Here is a 24432-nt window from a genome sequence, read left to right as displayed (position 1 = left end):
TTTTATGAAGGGAATAAAGTGGAAGATTCGTCAGTGCGTTACTGGTAACCTGTAAAACAGCCTCATCCATAAAAATAAACATTGGTTTATTATTATACTGTTAAAACGTACTGTGTGCTTGTGCAGTGCTGTACACACCTTTAATACATATAAACGACCATGCCGCCAGAAAACATTGTTTCCCCTGTTTTAAAGCTTAGAACAGTAGTGATATAATCATTATTTATCCTTATTTTGAAATGAGTGACTATTTATGGCATCAACATACAAATATCAAAAGATACTGGCGGTTAACTGTTTTTTTCTGTTTATCCTTGTTTCGGTCTTATCCATACAAAACCACTTAACAGCTCTTGATCAGGTAATTATTAGGACGGTGCAGGCGCCCCTGACTCCTTTCATTACCGGTTTGATGGAAAAAGCCACAAAAATCGGTTCAGGAGAAGTTATTTTAATTATTACAGTGATAACAGGCTTTTACTTAATAATGAAAAAAATGTTTGGCTATACCATACTACTGATTTCCCTTGTATTTGGAGGTATATTATTAAATTTTGCCCTTAAGGTTTTATTCCAGCGTGAGAGACCTGGTGAAATGAGTGTTATAGAAGTTTTTGGCTATTCACTTGAACTATCTTCTTACAGCTTTCCGAGCGGCCATACGATGAGAAGTGTGATCTTGTTTTCTTTCTTCATTTACTTGTGTTACCAACTGATAAGTAAACAACTGATAAAACTCACTGCAACACTCTTTCTTTTAGGGATTATTCTTACCGTTTCGTTAAGCCGAATTGTAACCGGAGCGCATTTCCCAACGGATATTCTTGCTGCAGTCACCATCTCCATCTTTTGGTTTTACGTTTGCTTAATCGCTTACCGGAAATGGTTTACTGTTTTTAATCGGAAAACTCGCTAATGCTTTGAAAACATGGAATCGGTGCAGCCATAAAAGATGGTATAAATTATCAATATGTAAATTTCATAGGAACTGGTGTGTTGTTATGGGGATAGTTGAGAAGTTTTATACGCTTATTATTTTCACGGCTGTCGTGCTGGGAACAGCCCTGGGGCAGATAGGGTGGGTAAGGACAAATGCGGACCTGCTGATTGTGCCTTTGCTGGTTGTTATGCTTTATATCACATTCCTGCAGATTCCTTTTGAAGAAGTAAAGAAAGCATTCAAAAATATAAGGTTTACTTACACTTCAATTTTAATCATTTTTGTCTGGGTCCCCGTGCTCGCCTGGCTTTTGGCCATGATTTTCCTTGGAGACAACCCTTCACTTTATATCGGCTTTATTATACTTATGGTTACACCATGCACAGACTGGCACTTGATTTTTACAGAGATTGCGAAAGGATACGTGGCACTGTCAACCGCTATCCTGCCGCTGAATTTACTCTTACAGGTTATACTGCTTCCGGTCTGCCTCCTTATTTTGGAGGAACCACCGGTGTTGTTGAACCTGGATATTTGATAGTGAGCATTCTTATTGTATTGTTGATACCACTTGGTCTGGCTTTGCTTACAAAAAAGGCCATCGGAAACAAGGACGCAGCTGAAAAGTTTCTCTCTAAGGTCAGCACCCTGCCCATTCTGTTCCTCAGTCTTGTGATCGTGGCTATGTTTGCCTCACAGGGACAGTTATTACTTGATAATCTTGAGCTTTTTTGGAAAATCACCATACCTCTCCTGTTATTTTTTGCGATTAATTTTATCGTCAGCCAAACGGCCGGACAGGTTATGAAATTCTCTTTACCTGACAGAACAAGTTTAAGCCTGACCACTCTGGCAAGGAATTCACCGATTGCTTTGGCGATTGCCATGACAGCTTTTCCGGACGAGCCTCTAATAGCCTTAACGCTGGTGATCAGCCCGTTGCTGGAACTGCCAATTTTGGCTGTTATATCTCAGGTCCTGCTTGTATTTCATAGAAGAAAACCAGCGTAAAAAGGAACAGGGCGGCGCCATTTATGCGCAGCCCTGCTTTATAAACCCTGTGACATTTCCCAAACAGCAGTTGCCCTGAGGGTTGTTTACCTCACACCCGCAACGGTCTTCCTTTATATTCTCACGTATCTGTTCTATTGGATTAACTTCCTCCTTCTGAATCACATTTTTAAGTTTCTCTTTTGTCCAGTTAAAGCACTAGCATACAGGAGTATCAGAGGAAGCTTCTTTTTGATAGACAGGAACCTTAACGTCCGTTTTCCCATATGTCTTTTCGATTTCGTCAAAATAGACAGCCTGACAGTCTTTTGCCGGACAGAAAAGATGAGCGGAACCGGCATTAAGCGTACCGAGTGAAGCTGGTTTTAACATGGCTTTAACTGTAATTATCTTTACTTTTTTTCCTTTATTCCCGCAGGACGGGCACCGCAAGAACTCAGTACCGACTTCTGAAGAACAGCAATCTGCCATTTTTTCGCCTCCTGTTTTATAATTACTTAAACCATTTATGCAGCAGAAACAAAAAAAGGATTGTTGTACTTGTTAAAATGATCACCATAATATTTGCGTCCATCATTCTGTTGGCCTGGACAGCGTCATATATTGCAATGGAAAGAGTCTGGGTTTTCCCCGGAATGTTGCCTGCAACCATTAACGTAGCCCCAAACTCTCCCATTGCTCTGGCAAAGCCCAGTAACAGCCCGGCAAGGACACCTTTGTAAGCAAGGGGAACGATGATGTAACGGAGTAATTGAAGTCTGCCTGCTCCATCGAGGGCTCCTGCCTGGATAATATCTTTATTGATTGATTCGAATGAGGCCTGCATCGGTCTTATTAACAGAGGCAGGGCTGCAATAGCTGCAGCGATAACTGCCGCTTTCCACGTAAAAATTACCGGCTCGCCTGTTATCCCCTCTATCCACTGCCCCAAAAAACTGTTCCTGCCCAATACCACGAGCAAATAATACCCCAGAACGGTTGGAGGGATCACAAGGGGAATCGTAATGATAATGGATAGGAGGTTCGTTACTTTATTCTTGGAAAAGGCAAACCACCAGGCTAAAAAAAGTCCGATGATAAACGCAAGAATCGTTGCTGTTGAGGCAACTTTAAGGGAGAGCCATAACGGAGTCAGGATACTGTCCATCATGGGAGATCAAATCCGTATTCGATTAAAATATCCTGTCCTGTCCGGCTCAGAATAAAGTCGGCAAACTGTTCGCTTAACTCCCTTTTCTCTGTTTGAACCGGAATTCCCAACGCCTGAAGGATAGTTTCATGCGTATGTTCCTCTATTAAATCAAAATGCAGATTCGTTTCATTCATTAATGCCAGAGCGATGATTCCCGCATCGGCGTTCCCTGATTCCACATACTGATACGACTGTCTTATATTTTCCCCGAAAACCAGCTTCGGTTGTATGTCGTCCCAAATGCCCCAAGATTCCAGTGTCTCTTTTGCCGCTTTTCCATACGGGGCATGTTCCGGGTTGGCAATAGTGATCAGCTTTACTTCATCACTTAACAAATAGTCTTTGTCCATTACGATTTCCTGACCGCCGGAAGACACGGCTGCGATTCTGCCAATCCCATAATACGCCTTTGAATCTTCAAAGACGGCGTTTCCCTCAATTAATTGGTCAATATACGATTCATGTGCTGCAGCAAATAAATCAAACGGAGCGCCTTCCTGGATTTGCTGTGTTAACAGTCCCGTCGATCCATAGGTAAACTCTACAATTATGCCTGTTTCTTCTGTAAAAGCGTCTCCGATGTCAGTGAGTGCGTGGTATAAGTCAGATGCAGCTGCCACATAAATGGTTTCACTCTCATTCTCACTTCCTGCGCAGCCCGTTAAGAAGACTATGAAAAATACCATCAGTGAATGTTTCCTTATCATATGTAAACCTTCCTCAGCTTTCCTATTATGAAGCATAAATTAATCTTAGCATTAAACATGTCTATGGTGTAAAGGGGCAATAAAATAAGCTGCCCGGGCAGCTTATTGATCCAGTATTACACCTGAAAATTTTCCTATTACTACTTCTTTTTCATTCTGCTTTTTACATACAAAAGAGGCAGTAACAGCCGATCTGTTATTGGGCTGTCTTTCGTACTTTTTTACCTCAACTTCACAAATGATTGTATCGCCTGTAAACACAGGTCTTAAAAACTCAAAATTCATCTTACGGGCCATTACGTTATGATCCCCGCCTACTTTTGTGGGCAGTGTTGCTGTTTATAGCCCCTGAATGACAAGTCTCCCCTGTTCGTCCGGAGTTCTGTGATGAACCCCTTCATCACCTGAAATCTTTGAAAATAGTTCAACATCTCTATGAGTAAACGTTCGTTCAAATGTAATGGTATCTCCTGCTTTTAATCGCATTTTAATTTCCCGCCTTTCATAGGGATGACGCCTGAGTGCCCTTCGCTTTCCGCGGAGGTGCCGGTGAGCCTTGAGCTGCGCTCTGCGAGGTCTCACCCTGACCTCACTTTAGCATAAACAGCCAAATACGACTGTCACGCAGTCTGCGAAATAAACACAGTTTCTTCTGTTATTTCAGTATTTTTTGCACAAAAATCAATCTGATTTATCCATTTCCAATGGACCTGTCTTCTGTGGTCCCTCTTTGTGATTCACTTTCAACTTTTGAAAGTATCCCAACAAGGATAAGGACAAGGATTAAAAAGCACGCAATCATAGCAATGACGCCTTCCCACCGATAAAGGTACCAAAACACGCCTCCGACTGTTCCAACTACGCTTGAGCCTGTGTAGTAAAAGAAAAGATATAAAGAAGAAGCCTGTGCCTTATTAAATTGGGCACGCTGCCCAACCCAGCTGCTTGTAATGGCATGACCGCCGAAGAAGCCTAAAATAAACAATCCAAGCCCCGCTATTTTAAGGAAGACAGGAGAAGCCAAAGTCAGACAGACACCGGCTAACGAAATGACGATACATATGACTAATATTCTCTGCTTCCCATGGTGATCGATTAAACTCCCTGTCAGTACCGAGCTGTACATACCAAGGATCATAACAAGGAATATCCAGCCCACAAATGTCTGACTGAGGGAATAAGGGCTGCCAAGAAGAACAAAAGCAATATAATTAAACAACGCTACGTTGCTTCCTAAAAGTAAAAAACCAATCGCAAATAAGCTGAGGAGACCCGGATCCTTCAAATGGATTACCAATGACCGGCTTAGTTCTCCTATGTTCAACGGCTGACTTTTGAAGTTCTGTGATGGTGGCAGGCTGTACCAGAAAATGAGTGTAGCAATCAGACTGATGATTCCAATTCCCGCAATGGCCATGTCCCATCCAAAATGGTCACTCAGGATACCCGAGAAGACCCTGCTGAATACAGCACCAAGGACATTCCCGCAAATATATAACCCCATTGCTGCCCCAAGGCTCTTTGCTTCAATTTCCTCACCGAGATAAGCCATTGCAATAGAAGGCAGACCGGCTAGTGAAACCCCAACCATTGTTCTCAGGACAAGGAGAAAATGAAAATTCGGACTGAAGGATGTCATGATGCAGAATACAGAAGCAGCAAGCATGGAAATGACCATGATCGCTTTACGGCCCCACACTTCTGACAAGGATCCGAAAACGAGCATACTGATGGCAAGTGCCATCGTCGTCAGGGAAAGAGACAGACTGGCAGCAGCCGGGCTGACGCCGAACTCGTCTGTTAATGCCGACATCAGAGGCTGTACACAGTAAAGGATTGCAAATGTATTAAAACCAGCTGCAAAAAAAGCAAAGCTGGTTTTACGAAACTTAGGTGTACCTTGTCGTATGTAACTCATAATCCAATCACCCTATTATTGATTATTTGAATACAAGTGACTGATTGTCCGGTCATCGCTGGTTGTTTTTATAGTAACACCGCTTATTTATGATGTATAATTCATTATATTAATGATTTTAATGCGTTTATGTAATAGAACAAGTTATAAAAACTGAAGATACAATATGTAGTCGGAATGTCCTGCGCTTTCCGCGGTGGTGCCGGCGAGCCTTCTCACTCTGTTGCGGGGTCTCTCCTGGCCCCTGCTACCGCAGGAGTCTTCGGACATTCCGGCTACATCGTTTCCCATCTTCCAGAAGACTAATAAGCTAATATAGGAAGAAGCAAGAATAACTCGCGGAAAGCTTCCAGTAAAAAGAATACTAAGTAGTTCAACACTTCTAAAACAACAAACTCCAAGTTATCAATACGATTTTTCCTTCATGAAATTTTTTAGGTATCGTACCAACGTTTCAGCAACACAAATCAACCATGCTCTTTAGTCTATCGATAATAGTAGAAAAATTAAAAGAGGTGTGAAGGATGGAATGGCAGCAATTCATCTATTTTCAGACACTTGCACGAAAACAACACGTTACCCGGGCAGCGGAAGCTTTATCCATTTCTCAGTCTGCCCTGAGCAGGTCGATTGCGAGATTTGAGGAAGAGGTAGGGGTGCCGTTATTTGACCGGCAAGGGCGTTCCATACGGTTAAATAAATATGGGCAAATGTTTTTAAGCCGTGTGGATACGATGTTGAACGAGTATGCTGAAGGCATAAAGGATATTCAGAATTTGCTTGATCCGGAACAGGGAGAAGTGTCTCTCGGTTTTCTTCATACGTTAAGTACGAGCCATATTCCCGATTTGCTTGCGTCGTTTCGTGCGTCCTACCCGGGAATAACGTTTAAGCTCGGACAAGGTCCCTCCCACAGCCTGACCAGGCAATTACAGGAGGGAGTGTTCGATCTGTGTCTCATCGTATCAAATGAAAGGAATGGTGCAATTGATTGGAGAAAGCTCTGGGATGAAGAGCTTTTTGTTATCGTTCCAAAAGACCACACGTATGCCAGCCGGACATTTATTACATTTGATGAAATTGCAGATGAACCGTTTATTCATCTAAAAGAAGGCTTTTCTCTGCGGAACACGATTGACCGCCTGTTTCAAAAAGAAGGTATTACACCTGAGATTACGTTTGAAGGGGAGGAAGCCGCAACCGTCGAAGGGCTTGTGGCTGCCGGATTGGGAATATCGATTCTGCCGGATTTAAAAGGGATTGATCAAAGTAAAATCTCACAAATCCGTGTCAAAAGTCCCGAGTGCAAACGAACAATCGGCCTGGCCTGGGTAAAGGGCAGATATCTAACGCCTGCAGCCGAAAGGTTTAAACAGTTTATCCTGGAGAATACCTGAATACATGATTGCGTTAATCATCAGGTGGTGATTGAGGCGGGGACAAAAGGAATTTTAGAAACAAAAATCCGAACAAATAAAATGCGGTGCAGATAAACCGCTCCTGAAATAAACGTTGCTATGTCAGCGTATTGTTCGGATACCCAGCTAAACACTTTCTATATCTTCCAACCTCCATTCTCAGGTTTTTGCACCTGTGGCCTTCTCTGAAAACGTTTTTTTGCTGAAACTTAATCTATTTTTCTGTTTTTTGCCTCCAGTTGCTTCTGCTCAGTTTCATGTTCAGTGAATCAATCCATTCTCCTTCATATTCCAACTCATTTCTGTCAATGCTGTCCAAGGTAAATCCAACTTTTTCATACACGTTCCTTGCTCTCGGATTGAAAGCAAACACACTTAAAGTCAGCTGGTCCAAGTCAGTATTCATAAAAACATAATCGACTGTAAGCCGGGTCGCTTCCGAGCCCAACCCTTTATTTCTCCCGCCCGGCCCGATGAGGATCCTGAAATTCATACTGTGATGCTGTTCATCATAGGCATTGACAACCACTTCCCCGACGAGTCTCCTTTCTGCTTTATCAATAATGGATAGATCCAAACGGTCCGTCTGTTCATTTCGTGTACTGTACCATTTATGTACTGCTTCCCTATCGAACTCATTTGAGCTTCCTGTTAATTTAATCACTTCATAGTCTTTCAAACACTCTTCTAAAAAAGGAAAATCCTCGACTGTATTAAATGGTCTTAGAATGACCTTCTCTCCAGTCATGGTTGGTTTACGTGTGAAATGAGGCATTTCTCTTCCTCCGTTCTGCATTTCAATTATTCTAATTATACCATCACCGGAAAGAAGGCTTCCTGATTCTCATTGGGAGAGTCGTTTAAATATGGGGACAAAAGGGTAATTCCCGTTGGAGAAGGTTCTATAGGAGGGAAACCATGAGTTATTTAAAAAATGCTTTAAACAAGAAGATTGGTCTTGGAACTGCTCCACTCGGCAACATGTTTCGAAACGTTTCCGAGGAGGAAGCTCTTGCAACCATTCAAACGGCGTGGGACCACGGAATACGCTATTATGATACAGCTCCTTTTTACGGCTTTGGACTCTCGGAAATCCGCCTCGGAGAAGTTTTGTCCCAATACGATCGAAGCGATTATATTCTCAGTTCAAAAGTGGGAAGGATCATTTTAGATGAAAAAGAGAATAAGTCGGGGCTTTTTGAACACGGCCGAAAGAATAAAATGCTTACTGATTACTCTGAGGACGGCACACTCCGCTCAATAGAAGACAGCCTTAAACGCTTAAAGACAGACCACCTGGACTTTGTGTTTGTTCACGACATCTCACCTGATTTTCTTGGTGATGAATGGACAGCCAAGTTTGAGGAAGCCCGTAAAGGGGCGTTCCCTGCATTGGACCGTCTCCGGGACGAAGGCGTTATTAAGTCGTGGGGGCTTGGGGTGAATACGACTGAGCCGATCGAGAAAGTCATGGAGCTGGAAGAGGTTCAGCCAAATCTTTGTTTATCCGCTACCCAATATACGCTCATGCAGCATGAACAGGCACTGGAACGTATGATGCCTATGGCGGATAAGAAAGAAATGGGCTTTGTCATTGGCAGTCCTTATAATTCCGGCGCCTTACTGGGTGGCGACTACTTTGATTATGCAGAAGCCTCCGATGAAAAGAAGCAGCACGCCAGGGAATTGAAAGACATTGCTGAAAAGCATGGTGCAAGCCTGAAAGCAGCTGCATTGCAATTTTCTTCCTCCCACCCTGCAGTAGAAGCTGTGATTCCCGGCTCTACAAGAACCGACCGGATTAAAGAAGATCTGACTGCTCTTGAAGATGAACGTATTCCCCACGCTTTTTGGGAGGAGTTGGTGGGCAGAGGGTTTGTGTCTGAAAAGGCTCCTTTGCCGAAGGGGTAAATGATATAAAGAATATCACGTCAAAATGCATGTCCTCCGGGGGCATGCATTTTGATTTTATTGCTGGTGAGATGACAGAGCCTTATCCTTTTATACGTTCAGCATCCCGGCAGGGGGAGGCTATTGAAAGTCATCCACTCTCCCGCCCCCTTTCATAAGTAAGACTGTGCCGGGATTCATTCGATACAAAAAAATCCAAAAAAATCAGACAAAAAGTCTGGTTACATCTCCGTATTTATGTGAAACGAATGTTTTCCCGTATAACATGACCACGGGCTCCCTTTACCATTTGTGAAATAGTGCAAAAAGCATTTATTTTAAGGCTCTGTTAAACTCCGTTTTTGATTTACGCTCATTGAGAGTTTTGGTCATAATTCAGCTTTGGCTTCTCCTACTATGGGGTCCATTTTTCCAGCTTCACTTTTCTTCTACCTCTTTTAATTTACTGCGAACTTTTAAACTCATTAATGATACTCCACATAAAATGGCATACATGATGAAAAAATAGAGTAAGAGACTAAAATCTAAGTGTGATATTGAATATACAAATCCAACCAGTACCAGGACTGAAAATAACCAAACCAAATTGAACCTTGGTAAATTGTATTGAAGTAGTGCAGTTAGTAACACAGCTACAAAAACAAAGATCCATAGGAATACGTTTGCTAAAATAAATAACATTTAGTTCTCCTCCAATCGAATTGATAATACAAGCATACGAGTTAATAATCTTTACTAGTACTTAAATCATTTTCTTTCAATCTGAAATAATGTTATTGTCTGCCAAACAAAAAGTGTTAATGGAAAGATTATTCCAAAAGCCTTCCAAATAAAGTTAAAGTCGTTTTCATTTTTCGTTTGTTCATAAACTATCCCAATTCTTAAAAAAAGGAATCCTATGGGTGAAAGACTCACATCTTAATTGATAACATTCTTTATTCTACGATTTTTTTCCACATACCTTCATACGTCGAAATCAATTATTTAAATACCTTCTAAATCACTTCTCTCTTAATACTGCTTCATGATTCAAGTAAAAAGGTATGACCCGGATGGCCATACCTTTCATTTTATAAATACCTCTTATGAATCTTCTTTCCGTCATACGTAAAAACAATCCTACGGTCACTGAGCACTGTCTCCATATGAACGGGTCGCCCCCAAAGCTGATGAAGGTATGGCAGTGTCTTTTCCAGGTACTTCGTATCCAGCTCAATATCTTCATACGCATGGGAAATGTAAAGCTCACCGTTTTTCAGATAATCCCCATCTGTAACCTGAAGGTAAGGGAATCCTCCATTCACACGGCTTGAGATAAGCTGATCACGCACGGCTTCCCACTGTTTGTCTACGATCTTATAGTCACGGCCTTTCTTCTGAAACAGATACATATCCTCACGCGAGGCCAGTTCTTTTGTTAAATAGTTTCGAATAAACGAAATATCCGATTCAATCTCCCGCACCTCGAACATCTTCTCGCGCCCGCTGCCTGGTTTCACTCCCTGGCGTTTGATCATGTCTTCTGTTGGGTTATTGTAGCGCTCCTCTATATCTTCAAAGATTTTAATACCTAAATAGTACGGATTAATTTGCGTTTTGGACGGCTGGACAACGCCTGCGTTCAGCTTGGCATATTCGATGGCCTCGTCTTCTGTGAGGTCCAATTCACGGATTATGCGCTGGTGCCAGAAGCTCGCCCAGCCTTCGTTTCGTCTAGGTGCTTTATTCTAATCACTATAGCTTATAATCTGATACTGACCTCTTCGTGCTTATTCATTCTAATACCATTAATGAGTATTCCATTAGCTCAGAATAGCTATAGAAACTCGTATGATCATGATCATAAACGTTTTCTCATTCATTTAAAGAAATATATCGATGAATTAAATGTATGTTAAAATTAGGAAAGATATTGTGAATATGCGTACTTAAACGGGGAGAAGAGTTGAACATAAGAAAGTAAAAAAAGAGGGGAATTAAATTTGATTTTACATACTGAAGTTTTTGGGGAAGGACAACCTATTGTTTTTCTACATACTGGTTTACAAACTGGTCTGACTGACTTTGAATATCAGAGAGAATATTTTAAAAATAAATATAAAATTGTTCTACCTGATTTACGTGGTCATGGCAATTCGGTAGAAGATGACTTTACTAACTTTTTTGAAGACTCAGCAGAAGACATAGCTGAAACACTTAGCCATTTAGGTATAGAGTCCACACATTTAGTAGGATGTTCATTAGGAGCTCTGGTAGGACTTTATTTCGCAAAAAGATTTCCTTCTAAAGTAAAAAGTTTAACGATTTCTGGTGTTTTGGCCAAAAGACCCGACAATTGGATAGAACTTCAAAAGGAAGGTGTTGAACATCAGTCTCAATTATTAAAAAATAATGATGCAGTAGGTTACTTTGAAAATTTACATAAGTCCAATTGGAGACAGTTCCTTGAGATGGCTAAGAACGAAAATTGGTATCCATTTGAAGAGACAAATGATTTGGATGGTATTATTGCTCCTATTCTGTATATGGTTGGTGAGGGGAATAAAGCTGAAGCTAAAGGTACATTATTTTATCCTTCAATAAAAGATGATGTTCATGTATCTATTATTCCTTTTGCATCCCACTTGGTTCATTCGGAACAACCAGATATATATTCGAGAATATTAGAAAAGTTTTTAAATAAGGTTGATAATTAAAAAGGGTTATTCAACTATTGGGTGCGTTAGCACAAGATGCTGTCGCTGCTCTTGTTCAACAAACGGGGAGGATTGTTGAAGAAAATAGGAAGTATTAAAATAATTTAAGAGTTTATTATCTATACGGAAATCTATATATGAAAAGAAAATAAACAAATGAACAACCAAATTCACGTTAATTGGGATGGTCATGAAGTTAACCTTACATGGCTCCCCATGAAACTAAATATCGACTACAATAAAGTTACAAGTGTTCGTGGGATTTGTTTTAGTCAGGAGAAAATATTGTTAGTAAACGTTAAGGATAGATGTTTTAATATTCCTGGTGGTCATATTGAAAAAGGGGAAACTCCAGAGGAAGCGTTTCAAAGAGAAGTACATGAGGAGGGCTATGTAAAGGGGGTTATTCAATACATAGGTGCAATTGAAGTAAGTCATGAAAATAATCCGTTATTTATTCCTGATGGGAAGTATCACCATGAAATGTCCCGCCTACAAGTGCCTTGGCATTTGATAATAGGGGATGAAGTCAACGAAGGTGATCGGGGGTTTTCTTAGGGTTGTATACGTGGTATTCGTGTGTATATCCCTGATCTTACAGTTTTCTATAAAAATGGTACGCATCATTGCTAATCACCGAGCCGCCTTGGATGTGACATTCTGCAAAGTCAATCAACGTCTGGCTTTTGATATTTGGCATAACCTCCATCTTTATGAAGAGGTGATGACCTAATATTCTGCCTTAAAGCGCTCTAATTTACTTGTCTGACTATCCTCAACCAAAACTTAATTGCCACCTCACTTTTATTTTGAATTCCACCATAAACAAGACCATTTCCCCCTTGATCTATCTGCTTTATTTCTGAGACTTTACCAAGTGTAAGGAGTAAAGATTTTTTGTTTTCCTTAATAAAATCACTGATTTCTCGTACTATATTTATGCTAGTTTTTTCAGTCATACAAGCCGCCTCCTGATAATTAAAGTGCTTGTAAAATGAAAAAGAATGAATGAACCTCAATAAGTTAAGACCATTCATCCTTTTCCTCTATACAAATTATTAGGTTATACTGCTACTCTATCCTCTGTTTCCTCTTCAAGCTTTTTGGACTTTCGATACTCTTCAGCTTCTGCAAGTTTAGTAACCTCAACTGTTTTATTGTGGTTTTGTTTCACCACTTCTATTATTTCATCCAACGTTACTCGGAAGAATTCTTTTCTTGGGTTTACCCGATTCACTTGATATTGTTCAAACACCTTGTGAAGGGTCGATTCCAATTTTGGAGCGTCTTCAGAGAAGACCATTGCGTGAACATCAAACATAAACGGGACAGAGGCATTTCCAAGCTCCTTAATTCTTTCATCAGGCTCAAGGCGGCGAGTCATCCCGATTTTATATACGTTTTCACCAAAAGAACCAATATTGGAAATGATGTATACGTAGCCAGCGCGAGCATTTTGTTCTCTAAAATCCACATCATGTTTGGCTTTTTCAAGTTCTGCAAGTTTATCATCGATTTCAGCCATCTTTGCGAGTATTTCTTTTTTCATTTCCTCGTCAGCGTCATTATACTGTTCTAGGTATTTAGCTTTCGCATTGGCGAAATGCTGTTCTTCCTTCTCCAACTTTTTCTTTTCCAGTTCAATCTCTTGCTGAATACGTTTTTCTTCCCTCATCTGTTCTTTAATTTGGCGTTGCTCTTCCTTCTCTTCTTCCTTTTTAACTTGATATTCATAAGCAAGATACAGTTCATCAATTTTTTTTGCCATGTACTCAGGTCGTATCTCAATACGATTGTTTTTATTTGTTTTATCAAGAGTGTCCTTAGCCTTTTTAATGCGTTTTTCAATTGCATCAATATTTGCAAATGTAACTTTCGTTATCGCAGCATCACACTCATTATTAAAAGCGCGGAGAGTAAGTTTAATGTTATTCTTGTTGAGTGCCTCACCTTTCTTCTTACTGCCATCCACGGTCCAGTTATCAGCATGATTGGTCGCCCTATTATCTTTAACCATCTGTTTCTGTTCCTGTCGGATACGATCCAATGCCAACTTATAATCCTCAACCTTTTCAAATTCATATTTAGGATCATAAAATCCGAATGATTGTAATAGCACTTCTTCATTTGTTTCTACAAGTTCATTCCTTTTATCTTGAATGGTAGTTTCAAGCTTTGTGATATCACTCACAAGCATTTCCTTTTTCGATTCTGCTTTAGCAGCTTCTTTTTCAGCTCTTTCTTTATACGCTTCTTTGTCAAATGCTTCACCGAGCCCCATTTCTTTTTCACGACGTTTCTTATCTACAAATTGCCAAATAAGAAGCACAACTCCAATAAAAAATGGAACTATAAAGTAAGTGAGACTGAACCACAGAGCAATAAACCAGGTTTGCAGGTACCAAGGTTGTTTCATTATATTTCCTCCTTTGGGTTTATCATGTAAATTAATTATAACTTATACACATAAAAATTAAATATGATTCTATTAAATGGTTCTAAAAGATTTTGAATTTTAATGTTTACATAAAAATATTAAAGAGGGGCTTTTTTACATATTTCGGAATTTCTATTTACATATACCCCGTATAGGTATATATTTTCTTTAAGGAGGGGTTAACATTAAACAATTTAACGTAGGTATTTTGTTGTTTGATATGGTAGATGCTTTAGATTTTGCAGGCCCTTATGAAGTTTTTAACTTGACCACGTATAATGAAGAAGATGTAAAAAGATTATTTATGAGTAAGCTCCTAATTGAAGAAAAGCCATTCAAGGTTACCACTGTCTCTAAAGACGGAGAAGAAGTTATGATCCATAATGGTTTAGTCGTTAAGCCAGACTGCGCTTTTAACAACGCTCCGTTGTTTGACATTGTTGTCATTCCAGGAGGTCCTTTTAAAGCTATAACTACTGTAAATTCAGACGAGAAAATCATTAAATGGATTGCACAGCAAAGTGGCCAAGCATTAATTACTTCTGTTTGTACTGGGGCTTTTTTCCTCGCAAAAGCAGGCTTGTTGGATAATAAAAATGCGACGACAAACAGAGCTGCACTTGCCTTAATGGAACGTTCCTATCCGAATACGAGAGTTGTGCAAGATGTAAAGTATGTAGACGAAGAAGACGTCATCACTGCAGCAGGAATCTCTGCTGGAATCAACATGTCTCTACATGTCGTAAAAAAATATCTTGGTGACGAAGCATCAAATCGAACAGCCCGAACTATTGAGTTTGTACCGAATACTTAAGGTGTTGATTTTTATAAAAAGAGGCTATCCAAAAATAAACCTTTTGACATAGTCTCTTTATTTCTTACAACTATTTCTTAAAACTACATCTTACGAATATTCTTCCTATCATACGTAAATATAATTTTACGGTCACTGAGCACCGTCTCCATATGCCCATTGCCACCCTACAGCTAATACAGGCACTGCAGTATCTTCTCCAGGTACTTCGAACCAGCTCAATGCCTTCATAAGCATGAGAAATGTAAAGCTCTCCGTTCTCCAGGTACTCCCCGTCTGTAACCTAAAGATATAAGCCCCCATTCATTCAGCTAGAGATAAACTGATCACGCACGGACTTCTAAATAAATTTTGATTTCTATACCTTGGTTGGTACTTGGTGAAGAATTTATTCCAATACCTTAGTTTGGTGCTTTTATAGCTTTTCTAGTTTCTTGTTTAAAAAATTGTCACAAGGACAGGCTGTTATTGGAAACTTAAATATGTGAGGTGATTTCAATGGGATTAGCAATTGTAATGTCTTTACTCGCTATCATCGGGTCTCTGCTCTTTTATATAGGCTCTGTTAAAGTTCAATGTTGATATTTATAGAACAATACGGAACTCCCATAAAACTGGAAGTTCCGTATTGTTTTATTGCCTTATTAAACTAACGCTACCCGTTAGTTGAAGTAAATTTATTGTGCCTTTTTACCAATGTACATTAAATGTTCTGATAAACTCAGTAAATCTTCTCGTTCACATACTTTTTCTGCTAAGTCAATCCAAGCAGATATTACTTCAGGGGGTTGGGTGAGTAGTTCTGTCTCTCGTAAGTATAGAAAACCCTCGCAATTAAGTAAATGAAGTTTTTCAAGGTTAAATTGATTAAAAAATGGAAGGACATCCTTAGGAGAGATAAAAAAGTTATCTGTAAACCCTTGTCCTGCAAAGTTCGTATCTTCAACTATATTATTTAATTGAGATTTCCGTTCATCATCTAATATAAATTGAGGATTACGGATTAGATAATCCCAAACGAAAGAATAAGAAGAGACAAATGCCACAAATATAGTTCCATTTGGCTTTAGTTTTTTTAAACATTCCTTGATAGTTTTAATTCTGTCATTCTCAATTTTGAGATGATACATCGGTCCCATACAAAGCACATGGTCAAATTGACCATCTTCAATGCTTGATAAATCACGAGCATCTACACACAAGCCTTTTAGTGGAAGTTCAAGTTCCTGTGCTTTTTTCAAAGCAAAATCGATATTATTTTGGGATAAATCTGCTAATGTCACATCGCATCCACGTTCAGCAAGATAAAGTGAATACTTACCTGGGCCACCGCCGAGGTCCAATACTTTATCCCCAGGCTTAATATGACGATTCATAAAGCGTTTGCTAAGTTCATACTCAACTTTATGACGTTCGAGCCGTTCCCACTCATAATTTACTGTTTCATCATAAAACTTTCTCACAACTTCTAAACTATCCATATTTAAGTCCCCCACGTTTCTTTTTCAATTATCCTGCTCGTTAGTTCAATAAAAAATGGTATGTCCTTATTAAACGAATCTCCCCGTTAGTTGAATAAAGAAAATATCCCTTATACAGTAAACTTGGATAATCTAAGTGTATCATATGTTTCTGTACTTGGAATTAAATTCCCTTTTATTATCATATCGTTCATTGTAATTTCATTTCGTTGATGATGGATGCTCTCTAACGTTTGAAACCACGCAAGGTAATTGTTAAGATACTTGGTCGCTACGCCGTTAAAGCGTTCTAGCCAGCCCTTCAGTCTTCGGTGGTAGTTGTTGACGTTTTGGATGTGATATAGACCCTTGGTGCGAATTTTACCGTCAGACTTAAACTGGTAAATGGATATTCCCTTTTCAGTGGCATAGGTTTTAAAGGCACGCCAAGCATCGGTGCATAACACATTCTCGTTGGTAAGTTTATGCCCAATGGCTTTGTCTAATTGCTCTTTAGTTAATCGTCCCATTCCCAACGACTGTGAAAAGGTCGCCTTCTCACGGTCTCTTGCGACCAGGACACATACCTGTTCATTGCTTATGCCGCGTTTCTTTGCAGAACCGCCCCGTTTCCGAGACTTTCTATCTTTAATCTTTCTTTGTCCTTTTTCAGAGTACAGGAAATAGGTTTCGTCCATTTCAACGATACCTTGGAAATTTGAGCTTTCCATTTGTTTTAATGCCGTTAAGAGCTTGTGTCTCCAATAAAATAATGTGACGTGAGTAACGTCTCCAATCAGCCCCGCTGATTTACGAAGCGAATAACCTTCTATCATACATTCTACAAACTTCATCCAACGATTGAGATGACGTGTTCGATATAATGCCGTATTGGTGAGGTCTGTAAAAGTCATTTTACAAGCCTTACAACGATAACGCTGCTTCTTCACTTCTTCGCCATCTACGATAGTAGAGTATCTTCCAAACCGCACAATATATTCTGACTCGCAGCCAGGACAACGATAGCCACCCTTATGCTTTCGTTCCGAGATTTCTTCCAGCACGGTTCCTGTTGACGATGAGGCAGTAAGAACATCGATTAAATATTCCCGTAGCCGATGTTTTTCCGCTGGATTAAGTTTTTGAATGGCTTTAATGATATCGGCTGCTCTCACAGTCATCACTACCCCCAACTTTGATGACTCTATTATAGAACATTTGTTCTGTGTGAGCAAATATCAACAACAAGCTTTAACAGAGCCTTTATATAAAGAAAAGAAGAGAAATTGAGGCATATATGTTAGCTAATAAAATCAATACAAGTCTAGAATTAAAAAAGACACTGGCCATGGGCTTAGCATACCGCTTTAACTTGGCAAACAAGGATATCGAATCTGAAAAAGTGTCAGAGTTGTTTTTAAAAAATACACCTACTGATTTTGAGCATTTTGTAGGTCAACTGTTTCAAGAAAAATACGGTGGAGAACTGTTTGTAACTAATTCTTCGGGTGATTTTGGCGTGGATTTTGAACTTAAAAACCAAGAAGAGTTATCATTAGGACAAGTAAAAGCATACAAAGGTAATGTAAATTATGAACCTATTGCTCTTGTCCACTCCAACATGATTAAACACAATGCTAAAAAAGGATATGTAATAACCACAAGTGATTTCACTGCTGGGGCGAAACAATATGCTTCAGACTTAAACATTGATCTAATCAATGGCGTTGATTTGGTGAATCTGTGGATTGAAACAATGGATTCTTCTCTATATGAGTTGAATCCTAACCTTGAGTTATCTTAACAAAAGGCACACCATTGTGGTGTGCCTTTGTGCAATAGATTTCACAAGGATTAATTCGTCGGTTTTTACGATTCCCATAAATCCTTTCCCTTATAAATACCTCTTATGAATCTTCTTCCCGTCATAGGTAAACACAATCTTACGGTCACTGAGCACCGTCTCCATATAAACAGGGCGTAACCAAAGCTGATGGAGATATGGCAGTGTCTTTTCAAGGTACTTCGTATCCAGCTCAATATTTTCATACGCATGAGCTATGTATAGCTCACCGTTTTTCAAGTAATCTCCTTCCGTAACTTGAAGATATGGAATCCCCCTTTCTCGCGGCTTGAGATAAGCTGATTCCTCACTGCTTCCCATTGCTTTATCCACAATCTTGTAGTCACGGCCTTTCTTCTAGAATTGGTACATGTCTTCTCACGTGGCCTGCTCTTTCGTGAGTGTGTTAGTAATTTCTAAACAAAGTTAGATTCAATTGTTAATTCACTAAGCCATTCTTTCAACTCTTCTCTTAATTCTTCTGCTCCCATATCATTAATTGAATTATTCACCAATTCTTCTCCCCCCTGCTCTAAATAAGGGAATAAATTAATGTATGTGATTGGTCTTAATATTTGTCTAGGTTTGTCCTCATTTCCGCTAGCATGTAAACATATTACCCTGTTGACTGCAGTTCCATAGGAATTACTTAAACGATTGTCACCACAATAAAAGAATGAATGATAGGCGGATAGTTGACTATGCGCTTCCTTAACATAATTTTGACTATAGATACTGCTCAATTTTCTAAATTTAGCATCTATGACTACGCTATCCTTAAAAAGCAGCCCCCTTTCTTCATCCTTTTTAAATACATCAATTTTTATATCAGGACGTTTTTTATTTTGATGAGTGAAGAAATACTCTTCTTTTTCTATTGCTTCTTTCTCTGTATGAGCATGATACTTGTCATACCAAACATGAATTATTGAATTCTCATTTTCAAATACAAACCTATGACCTTCTGGTACATTATTCTCTTGAAATAGATTTAGAAAGGAAAGACCTATACCATCAACAAGTCTATAACCCAAGCATTTAATTGAATCTAGGGTTTTAAAAAGGCAATAATATTCGTATATATGCCATGTTGGCTTAAGTATCTTGAGCATACGTTTTTGATACCCATCATCTTTTCTTATTTTATAAGATTCTTCATACATTGAATCAATATTCACATAAGAATTTCGTTTTAAGAAAGGGCGTCTAAATCCTCGTTCAGTGTACTTTAGGAAGGATTTGGTCAACATAAAACCCATTTTGCCTTCTAATAACTCAAGCGTGTTTATCCATTTTTCATGTTGCAAATATAATGATTCATTTTTCTTAATGTTTTTGGTATATTTTGTCAATAGGTTTTCATAATGGTAAAATGTAGATTTAGCTGCATTACTATGAGTTTTCAACTTAACCTTTTTAACATTTATTTCTTCAATTTCATCGCTAATCCTTATAAGTTCATCTTCTAACATAACATGGTTTTTTAGTAATATTTTCTTCACTTCACTTATACGATTTTTCCACTTCTGTAATATATGCACTAACCATTGATTTGGTGGGGTATTTACACTTTCACATTTATTTTTATTTTTAAAAGATGATTTACCTCTGCATTCCCATTTCACACTTTTTATTCCTAGTCTCCCCTGCTTTGGAGATATTTTATATACGTTTTCTAATTGGGTGCTAGGGCTTTTATCAATTTCGTAAAGAGAGTAAAGTATTTTATCTTTAACATCTTCCATTAAACGAGCATAATCGTATACCCACTGATTAGAAGTCGGCTCTTCAATTACTTTGGAAAGAGAAGGTGTACTATAAATGAGATCATATATAATCCCTTCAGATTTTGATTCTAAGAAATTATGAATGGTATATATTTGCTCAACAGTCAAGTGAGTTGGCAATACAATAAAACCTGTACTAAAACGTTCTCCTCTATATTCAATATCTATAAAATAACTCCCCATTCTCCATGGGTATACCGTATCCTTGCTAATGTCTTTATTATATATCCACTTTATCTCATCTTTATTTGAGAGGGAATATGTTAATTTCTGTTGGTTATCATCTTGATCATAAAGTGAGGTTTGTAAAGATACTCTGGCTTCATCACAATAATCTTCTTTGTTCTCACAATAGAATTTTATACCCACATACCAGTTTTCCTTAATAGTAATGAAATTTTTTTGTCCATTCATGCTATTTGGTTTCCATACTTGGGTAACTTCTTCTTCTTTATTTGGTCTAAAATAAAACGACAATTTCAATGGCAGCTTTTGCCCATTACATAGTATAGCCATTACGCATCAACTCTTTTGCTTTTTGTTTCAGATATCTTCTCGAAATAAAAAATTGATTATCTTCTTCTGGAAGAATATGACCTATTCGTCCATCCCTATAGTTTTCTTCCTCATCAATAAAACCAACTAAATTTTCAATTTGGTCTCTATGACCACGAATTTTTGTTAAAATACGTTGCTTTATCTGGTAATCAAAGGCTAATTCTCGAGAAAACAAATCATAACCATCTTCATCTTTGGGGATATTTTCTAAATAATGCCCTATGCTTTTTGCAATTCGAAAGCTAACCCCTGTTTGTGAATCGAAGTTACTAATTTCCTCATGTAATTTGTCTAAGACAATTAATTCATCATCCTCTAGTGAAGAAAGACCACTCTCTTTATTGATCCACGACAGAAAGTTATCTTTTGAAACTGGGTTTGGATCTTCAAGTGAACTTAGTGTTTTGTTTTGATATTCAAGTATATTCTGTGCTGCTTTCTCTTCTTCTTTCTTTGCCTCAATAAACCTTTTTTTCTCCAATAATATTACATTGGATCTATCAAGCATCCTATTAGAGAAATCCTTCGTAGTTTCATCAAAGTTAGCTGTACCTACAAATAATACATTTGAACCAATTTTTATCTCTTTTAAATCTGGATGGTGTGAGAAATGATTTTTACTGAAAAGTCGTAGAATCCTTTCATCTTCTTCACCTTCTAATAAAGAAATAAAAGGTGAGAAATAATGCTCAACTTGACCTAAGTTCATTTCGTCAAAAACAACCATATGAAGCTGTCTTGGCTTCTTTTTTGCCTCTACCAAGAAACTAATTAACCCTGTTTCACTCTCTAAATAAAGACCAGTTTGAGGATTTAAAAATCCCAATACATCCGAAGGTTCTGTAAAAGAAGGGCTAACAGGAATGAATAGAAGATTTTTTCCCTCTTCTAATCCTAAGGCATCCGCATAAACTCTAGCTAATTTACTTTTACCAGTTCCACTCATTCCACCCAATATAGAAAACCTTGCTGTCTTCATGGAAGTGTGAAAATTTATTAAATCATGAGACTCATAAACTAAATTATTTTTCTCTGCCAAATAATGTAACCAAGCAATAAATTCGTTTTCTGCTATATTATTTGACACGTTAGAATTTGTTCTACTTTTAGAATTATCCTCATTTATTTTATTTGCTTTATTATCTTTATTTACCCGTTCACTCTTTTTAACTCTTTGTTCTTCAGCCTTATTTAATTCTGTAATTGTCTGCCCAGGAAGGTCATTAAAATCCATTTTTGTACTATAGGGAACAAAGGATACTTCCTTAAATGTCAATTGTTTAAACTCCTCTTTACTAGGTATGTCTATTCTCTTTACAGAAGAAGGTTTTTTGCATAGATAAAGGTTATCGTTTATCGGATACTTTTCAAATGCATCATCTTCTAATCGATACAAATACTTATCACAAATTATAAATTCTGGAAGTTCTAATCCATGATTATAGGACGGAAGTTCAATTGGTTTTCCTTCAATCATAGCCTTTTCAAACCTATTATGAGGCAACCCCTTCTTTACATGAGGAATAGTAAAATAACTATCTTCCAATGTGAATGGTTCAGTCTCAACGAATTGCATTTCGAGATTATAATGATACCTTTCTTGATTTCCATATGTTAGTTTCGGCTTAAAAAGTATTGGTTTATTAATAAAGTGACTTCTTAAAAATTCAACTTTTTCCTCATCATTTAATGTAAAATACTTAAAGCGATCTAGATATGTCTTATTTCTATTATCAAATGTTACAAAAACTTCCTCATTTCTTTTCCCTAACTTCTCCATTAATAAAAAAGGTTCTTCAGATAAACTCTTTATATAAAAAATAACCTTATCTGGGCCCGCAAAAGTTGTTAAGCTGACAGCTCTTCCTTGCTCTATCCCTGTGGAAGGTAATCCTGGACCATCATCTGCTAACCTTCCCATAATTAAACACTCTTCTATTCGTCTCTTTTCCTCTGAATTAATTAAACCCTCATGTGTAGTTGTAAAATTCATAATTCTTCTCCTCTCGATACAAGTGTAAAATAATTTCTTCGATGTAATCTGTAATAGTATATCTACCGACTTCAAAATAAAGTAAGTTCTTAGTATCTAAAAATTTCTTGATTTCTTCCCACTCTCGTTTTGTGAATGAATTTCTTATAAAAAAAAGATACTTTCCTTTTATTTTTTTAAAATCTCTTTTACTTATGGTACTAAATTCCTTTTTATTTATAACTATCTCTTCAAATGGAGTTTCCTCAAAGCTGTCTTTCTCCATAGTAATTATTAAAAAATCTTTATCAATCAGCAGTTTATAAAAGAACAACCTGAATGGTTCATTTTTTTGAATATAAGTTTTTTCTTCCATTAGTTTCTTCCTTAAAATCTCTGTTTCACTAATTAGAGTATTTTTTTCTTTAATAGATAATAATAATTCTTCATTCTTGGCTTCTAGCATCTCATTCTTTTCTGATAGAAAATTAACTTCCTCCCTATATTTCAATTGCAAATTTGTCATTTCCTTGTATTCTTTTACTCTTTGAATTATCACCTGACTCTTGTAAGCGCTATCTATTTCTTTTACAATAAAAGAGTAATTTGAATATTTGTAATTATCACTTTCTAACAAGAAGACAAGGTATAAACAAGTGTGTTCAGCTTTTGGGGTTCTTACCAACTCCTGTAACAACTTCTCCTCGGATCCAGATATTTCTAACTTAAGTTTTTCATATAACTCCTCTCCAATTCTATTTTTTTCTAATTTCTCATAAGATTTTAATTTTTTGTGTATTGTTGCAAATTCAGATGAGGATTGTTGATGAATTAAGCTTTTTATTAAATCAAGCGAAGGTAAATTATCTGCATTTGTTAAGTTTGAAAATAACCATTTTCCTTCTTTTCTATTCTGAAATAACAACTCTCTAAATTCATAAAAAATATTATTATGAATTGAATATAACATTGCAAAACCTTGATATAATTTTATATTCCGATCAATTTTAACCCTAATAATAAACTCCTCTAAAGTAAGTTCTCTCAACGTTGGGTCTCTTTCTATCATTGAATTTGAAATAGAATTTAACAAGGTTGCAAAGTTAATAGCTCTCTTTTTCTTTTTCATTAAACCATTTATCAAGTATATTCTTATGGCATCAACCATCTTTTCTCTTGGAGGAGTTATTCTTAATCTCGAAAAACCTTCTACCTGGATATTAAATCTTACACATATTTCTTTCATATCTTTAGGTTCTAAAAGACTAATAAACAATTCATATTCTTCCACATACTTCCCTCCTTTTTCCTAATATAGTTATAGAATACCATTTTATGAAAACTCCAACAATGTACAGGAAGCGATAATCTAATACAAATAATTGAAACATTTCGATATTCAGTTGTATATTTCGCTAATGATAAATAAGAAGTTCAGCCTTTTCATTAGCTGAACTTCTAATAATCAATCACATATATACAAGAGATTCTAAATGGCAGTTGATAATATTTGAGGCGTTTGATGATAGATATTTTACACCTATTTATCTTCCTTTAGTTGCTTTAATTTCGCTCTAAATTTATTCCTTTAAACGTATCCTACTATTGAATTATTTAACTTAAGCCCTCAATTGCTGATACGAATAAGGCAGTATCTTCTCCAAGTTTTTAGTATTATTCTCTATGGCTTTATACTGATCTGAGGGGACCTCCATACTGGAAAAGATACACATCTTAGGAAATACACCCCAAAAAGGTTGCTTCTTAT

At 37.6% G+C, this 24432-nt stretch carries 18 protein-coding genes and 5 pseudogenes; 8 read left to right on the top strand and 15 right to left on the bottom strand.

All coding sequences use genetic code 11. The annotated features are described in order from the left end of the window. The first annotated feature begins 253 nt into the window (after positions 1-253). Both EBO34_RS00950 and EBO34_RS00945 read left to right on the top strand, forming a co-directional pair. A complete protein-coding gene (locus EBO34_RS00950) occupies positions 254-916 on the top strand; it encodes a phosphatase PAP2 family protein (protein WP_122896093.1) in 663 nt (220 codons plus the stop codon). A gap of 85 nt (positions 917-1001) precedes the next feature. Continuing rightward, positions 1002-1951 (top strand): annotated as a pseudogene (locus tag EBO34_RS00945) (arsenic resistance protein). A 21-nt stretch (positions 1952-1972) separates the two neighbouring features. Here the strand turns inward: EBO34_RS00945 and EBO34_RS21130 are convergent. From EBO34_RS21130 to EBO34_RS00920, 5 genes and pseudogenes are all read right to left on the bottom strand, one after another. Beyond that, positions 1973-2422: pseudogene (locus tag EBO34_RS21130) on the bottom strand (putative iron-sulfur cluster-binding metallochaperone). Between the two features lie 22 nt (positions 2423-2444). Beyond that, positions 2445-3101 carry a molybdate ABC transporter permease subunit gene (gene modB / locus EBO34_RS00935; RefSeq protein WP_249413963.1) on the bottom strand — a complete coding sequence of 219 codons (657 nt, stop codon included), beginning with the start codon at positions 3099-3101 and terminating at the stop codon, positions 2445-2447. Continuing rightward, positions 3098-3850, bottom strand: coding sequence for a molybdate ABC transporter substrate-binding protein (gene modA / locus EBO34_RS00930; protein WP_183163654.1), 753 nt, complete (start codon positions 3848-3850; stop codon positions 3098-3100). Before modA ends, modB begins: the two co-directional genes overlap by 4 nt. A gap of 102 nt (positions 3851-3952) precedes the next feature. Next, positions 3953-4336 (bottom strand): annotated as a pseudogene (locus EBO34_RS00925) (hotdog domain-containing protein). A gap of 205 nt (positions 4337-4541) precedes the next feature. Continuing rightward, complete coding sequence (locus EBO34_RS00920) at positions 4542-5768, bottom strand: MFS transporter (RefSeq protein ID WP_122896091.1); 1227 nt, start codon at positions 5766-5768, stop codon at positions 4542-4544. A 524-nt stretch (positions 5769-6292) separates the two neighbouring features. On the opposite strand from EBO34_RS00920, the gene EBO34_RS00915 reads away from it, so the two are divergent. Further along, positions 6293-7165: a LysR family transcriptional regulator gene (locus tag EBO34_RS00915; protein ID WP_122896090.1), complete on the top strand. Its 873-nt coding sequence runs from the start codon at positions 6293-6295 to the stop codon at positions 7163-7165. Between the two features lie 235 nt (positions 7166-7400). Here EBO34_RS00915 and EBO34_RS00910 read toward each other — a convergent pair whose 3' ends face one another. Further along, a complete protein-coding gene (locus EBO34_RS00910; RefSeq protein ID WP_122896089.1) occupies positions 7401-7961 on the bottom strand; it encodes a GNAT family N-acetyltransferase in 561 nt (186 codons plus the stop codon). Positions 7962-8104: 143 nt separating this feature from the next. On the opposite strand from EBO34_RS00910, the gene EBO34_RS00905 reads away from it, so the two are divergent. Beyond that, positions 8105-9097, top strand: a complete 993-nt coding sequence (locus EBO34_RS00905; RefSeq protein WP_122896088.1) for an aldo/keto reductase — start codon at positions 8105-8107, stop codon at positions 9095-9097. 1070 nt (positions 9098-10167) lie between these two features. On the opposite strand, the pseudogene EBO34_RS00895 reads toward EBO34_RS00905, so the two are convergent. After that, positions 10168-10806, bottom strand: a pseudogene (locus tag EBO34_RS00895) (SpoVR family protein); the annotation flags it as partial. Between the two features lie 273 nt (positions 10807-11079). Between EBO34_RS00895 and EBO34_RS00890 the strand changes: the two are divergent. Both EBO34_RS00890 and EBO34_RS00885 read left to right on the top strand, forming a co-directional pair. Further along, entirely contained in the window at positions 11080-11793 is a 714-nt protein-coding gene (locus EBO34_RS00890) for an alpha/beta fold hydrolase (RefSeq protein WP_122896086.1), read from the top strand. Between the two features lie 156 nt (positions 11794-11949). Then, on the top strand, positions 11950-12351 hold the full coding sequence (locus EBO34_RS00885; RefSeq protein ID WP_122896085.1) for an NUDIX hydrolase: 402 nt from the start codon (positions 11950-11952) through the stop codon (positions 12349-12351). A gap of 194 nt (positions 12352-12545) precedes the next feature. On the opposite strand, the gene EBO34_RS00880 is transcribed toward EBO34_RS00885, so the two are convergent. Together EBO34_RS00880 and EBO34_RS00875 are read right to left on the bottom strand one after the other, a co-directional pair. After that, the gene (locus EBO34_RS00880) at positions 12546-12752 is read right to left on the bottom strand and encodes a hypothetical protein (protein ID WP_122896084.1); all 207 of its coding nucleotides are present in this window, start codon (positions 12750-12752) and stop codon (positions 12546-12548) included. A 104-nt stretch (positions 12753-12856) separates the two neighbouring features. Continuing rightward, positions 12857-14209: an SNIPE associated domain-containing protein gene (locus tag EBO34_RS00875; protein ID WP_122896083.1), complete on the bottom strand. Its 1353-nt coding sequence runs from the start codon at positions 14207-14209 to the stop codon at positions 12857-12859. A 232-nt stretch (positions 14210-14441) separates the two neighbouring features. On the opposite strand from EBO34_RS00875, the gene EBO34_RS00870 reads away from it, so the two are divergent. Further along, positions 14442-15044, top strand: a complete 603-nt coding sequence (locus EBO34_RS00870; protein ID WP_283234572.1) for a DJ-1/PfpI family protein — start codon at positions 14442-14444, stop codon at positions 15042-15044. 677 nt (positions 15045-15721) lie between these two features. On the opposite strand, the gene EBO34_RS00865 is transcribed toward EBO34_RS00870, so the two are convergent. Further along, positions 15722-16525, bottom strand: a complete 804-nt coding sequence (locus tag EBO34_RS00865; RefSeq protein ID WP_122896081.1) for a class I SAM-dependent methyltransferase — start codon at positions 16523-16525, stop codon at positions 15722-15724. 110 nt (positions 16526-16635) lie between these two features. Beyond that, on the bottom strand, positions 16636-17685 hold the full coding sequence (locus EBO34_RS00860) for an IS1595 family transposase (protein ID WP_122896080.1): 1050 nt from the start codon (positions 17683-17685) through the stop codon (positions 16636-16638). A gap of 116 nt (positions 17686-17801) precedes the next feature. On the opposite strand from EBO34_RS00860, the gene EBO34_RS00855 reads away from it, so the two are divergent. Then, positions 17802-18308, top strand: a complete 507-nt coding sequence (locus EBO34_RS00855) for a restriction endonuclease (RefSeq protein WP_122896079.1) — start codon at positions 17802-17804, stop codon at positions 18306-18308. Between the two features lie 90 nt (positions 18309-18398). On the opposite strand, the pseudogene EBO34_RS00850 reads toward EBO34_RS00855, so the two are convergent. The 4 genes and pseudogenes from EBO34_RS00850 to EBO34_RS00835 form a co-directional block, all read right to left on the bottom strand. Beyond that, positions 18399-18725: pseudogene (locus tag EBO34_RS00850) on the bottom strand (stage V sporulation protein R); the annotation flags it as partial. Positions 18726-18763: 38 nt separating this feature from the next. Beyond that, the gene (locus tag EBO34_RS00845; RefSeq protein WP_122896077.1) at positions 18764-20650 is read right to left on the bottom strand and encodes a hypothetical protein; all 1887 of its coding nucleotides are present in this window, start codon (positions 20648-20650) and stop codon (positions 18764-18766) included. Beyond that, entirely contained in the window at positions 20634-22685 is a 2052-nt protein-coding gene (locus EBO34_RS00840) for an McrB family protein (protein WP_122896076.1), read from the bottom strand. Before EBO34_RS00840 ends, EBO34_RS00845 begins: the two co-directional genes overlap by 17 nt. Next, the gene (locus EBO34_RS00835; RefSeq protein ID WP_122896075.1) at positions 22663-23955 is read right to left on the bottom strand and encodes a hypothetical protein; all 1293 of its coding nucleotides are present in this window, start codon (positions 23953-23955) and stop codon (positions 22663-22665) included. The genes EBO34_RS00840 and EBO34_RS00835 overlap by 23 nt, the downstream gene beginning before the upstream one ends. Between the last annotated feature and the right edge of the window lie 477 nt (positions 23956-24432).

Origin of the sequence: Alteribacter keqinensis, assembly GCF_003710255.1 — a bacterium.
In the GTDB taxonomy this organism is placed as follows: Bacteria; Bacillota; Bacilli; order Bacillales; family Salisediminibacteriaceae; genus Alteribacter; species Alteribacter keqinensis.
Note: the sequence above shows the minus strand (reverse complement) of the source record. Positions and strands in the feature narration are given on the sequence as shown.

What these genes read in the sequence shown, in the direction of transcription:
- EBO34_RS00865 (WP_122896081.1), bottom strand. Translation starts at nt 16,525, where the DNA reads ATGGATAGTTTAGAAGTTGTGAGAAAGTTTTATGATGAAACAGTAAAT.
- EBO34_RS00915 (WP_122896090.1), top strand. Translation starts at nt 6,293, where the DNA reads ATGGAATGGCAGCAATTCATCTATTTTCAGACACTTGCACGAAAACAA.
- EBO34_RS00885 (WP_122896085.1), top strand. Translation starts at nt 11,950, where the DNA reads ATGAACAACCAAATTCACGTTAATTGGGATGGTCATGAAGTTAACCTT.
- EBO34_RS00920 (WP_122896091.1), bottom strand. Translation starts at nt 5,768, where the DNA reads ATGAGTTACATACGACAAGGTACACCTAAGTTTCGTAAAACCAGCTTT.
- EBO34_RS00855 (WP_122896079.1), top strand. Translation starts at nt 17,802, where the DNA reads ATGTTAGCTAATAAAATCAATACAAGTCTAGAATTAAAAAAGACACTG.
- EBO34_RS00875 (WP_122896083.1), bottom strand. Translation starts at nt 14,209, where the DNA reads ATGAAACAACCTTGGTACCTGCAAACCTGGTTTATTGCTCTGTGGTTC.
- EBO34_RS00845 (WP_122896077.1), bottom strand. Translation starts at nt 20,650, where the DNA reads ATGGCTATACTATGTAATGGGCAAAAGCTGCCATTGAAATTGTCGTTT.
- modA (WP_183163654.1), bottom strand. Translation starts at nt 3,850, where the DNA reads ATGATAAGGAAACATTCACTGATGGTATTTTTCATAGTCTTCTTAACG.
- modB (WP_249413963.1), bottom strand. Translation starts at nt 3,101, where the DNA reads ATGATGGACAGTATCCTGACTCCGTTATGGCTCTCCCTTAAAGTTGCC.
- EBO34_RS00905 (WP_122896088.1), top strand. Translation starts at nt 8,105, where the DNA reads ATGAGTTATTTAAAAAATGCTTTAAACAAGAAGATTGGTCTTGGAACT.
- EBO34_RS00840 (WP_122896076.1), bottom strand. Translation starts at nt 22,685, where the DNA reads ATGAATTTTACAACTACACATGAGGGTTTAATTAATTCAGAGGAAAAG.
- EBO34_RS00950 (WP_122896093.1), top strand. Translation starts at nt 254, where the DNA reads ATGGCATCAACATACAAATATCAAAAGATACTGGCGGTTAACTGTTTT.
- EBO34_RS00860 (WP_122896080.1), bottom strand. Translation starts at nt 17,685, where the DNA reads ATGACTGTGAGAGCAGCCGATATCATTAAAGCCATTCAAAAACTTAAT.
- EBO34_RS00880 (WP_122896084.1), bottom strand. Translation starts at nt 12,752, where the DNA reads ATGACTGAAAAAACTAGCATAAATATAGTACGAGAAATCAGTGATTTT.
- EBO34_RS00910 (WP_122896089.1), bottom strand. Translation starts at nt 7,961, where the DNA reads ATGCCTCATTTCACACGTAAACCAACCATGACTGGAGAGAAGGTCATT.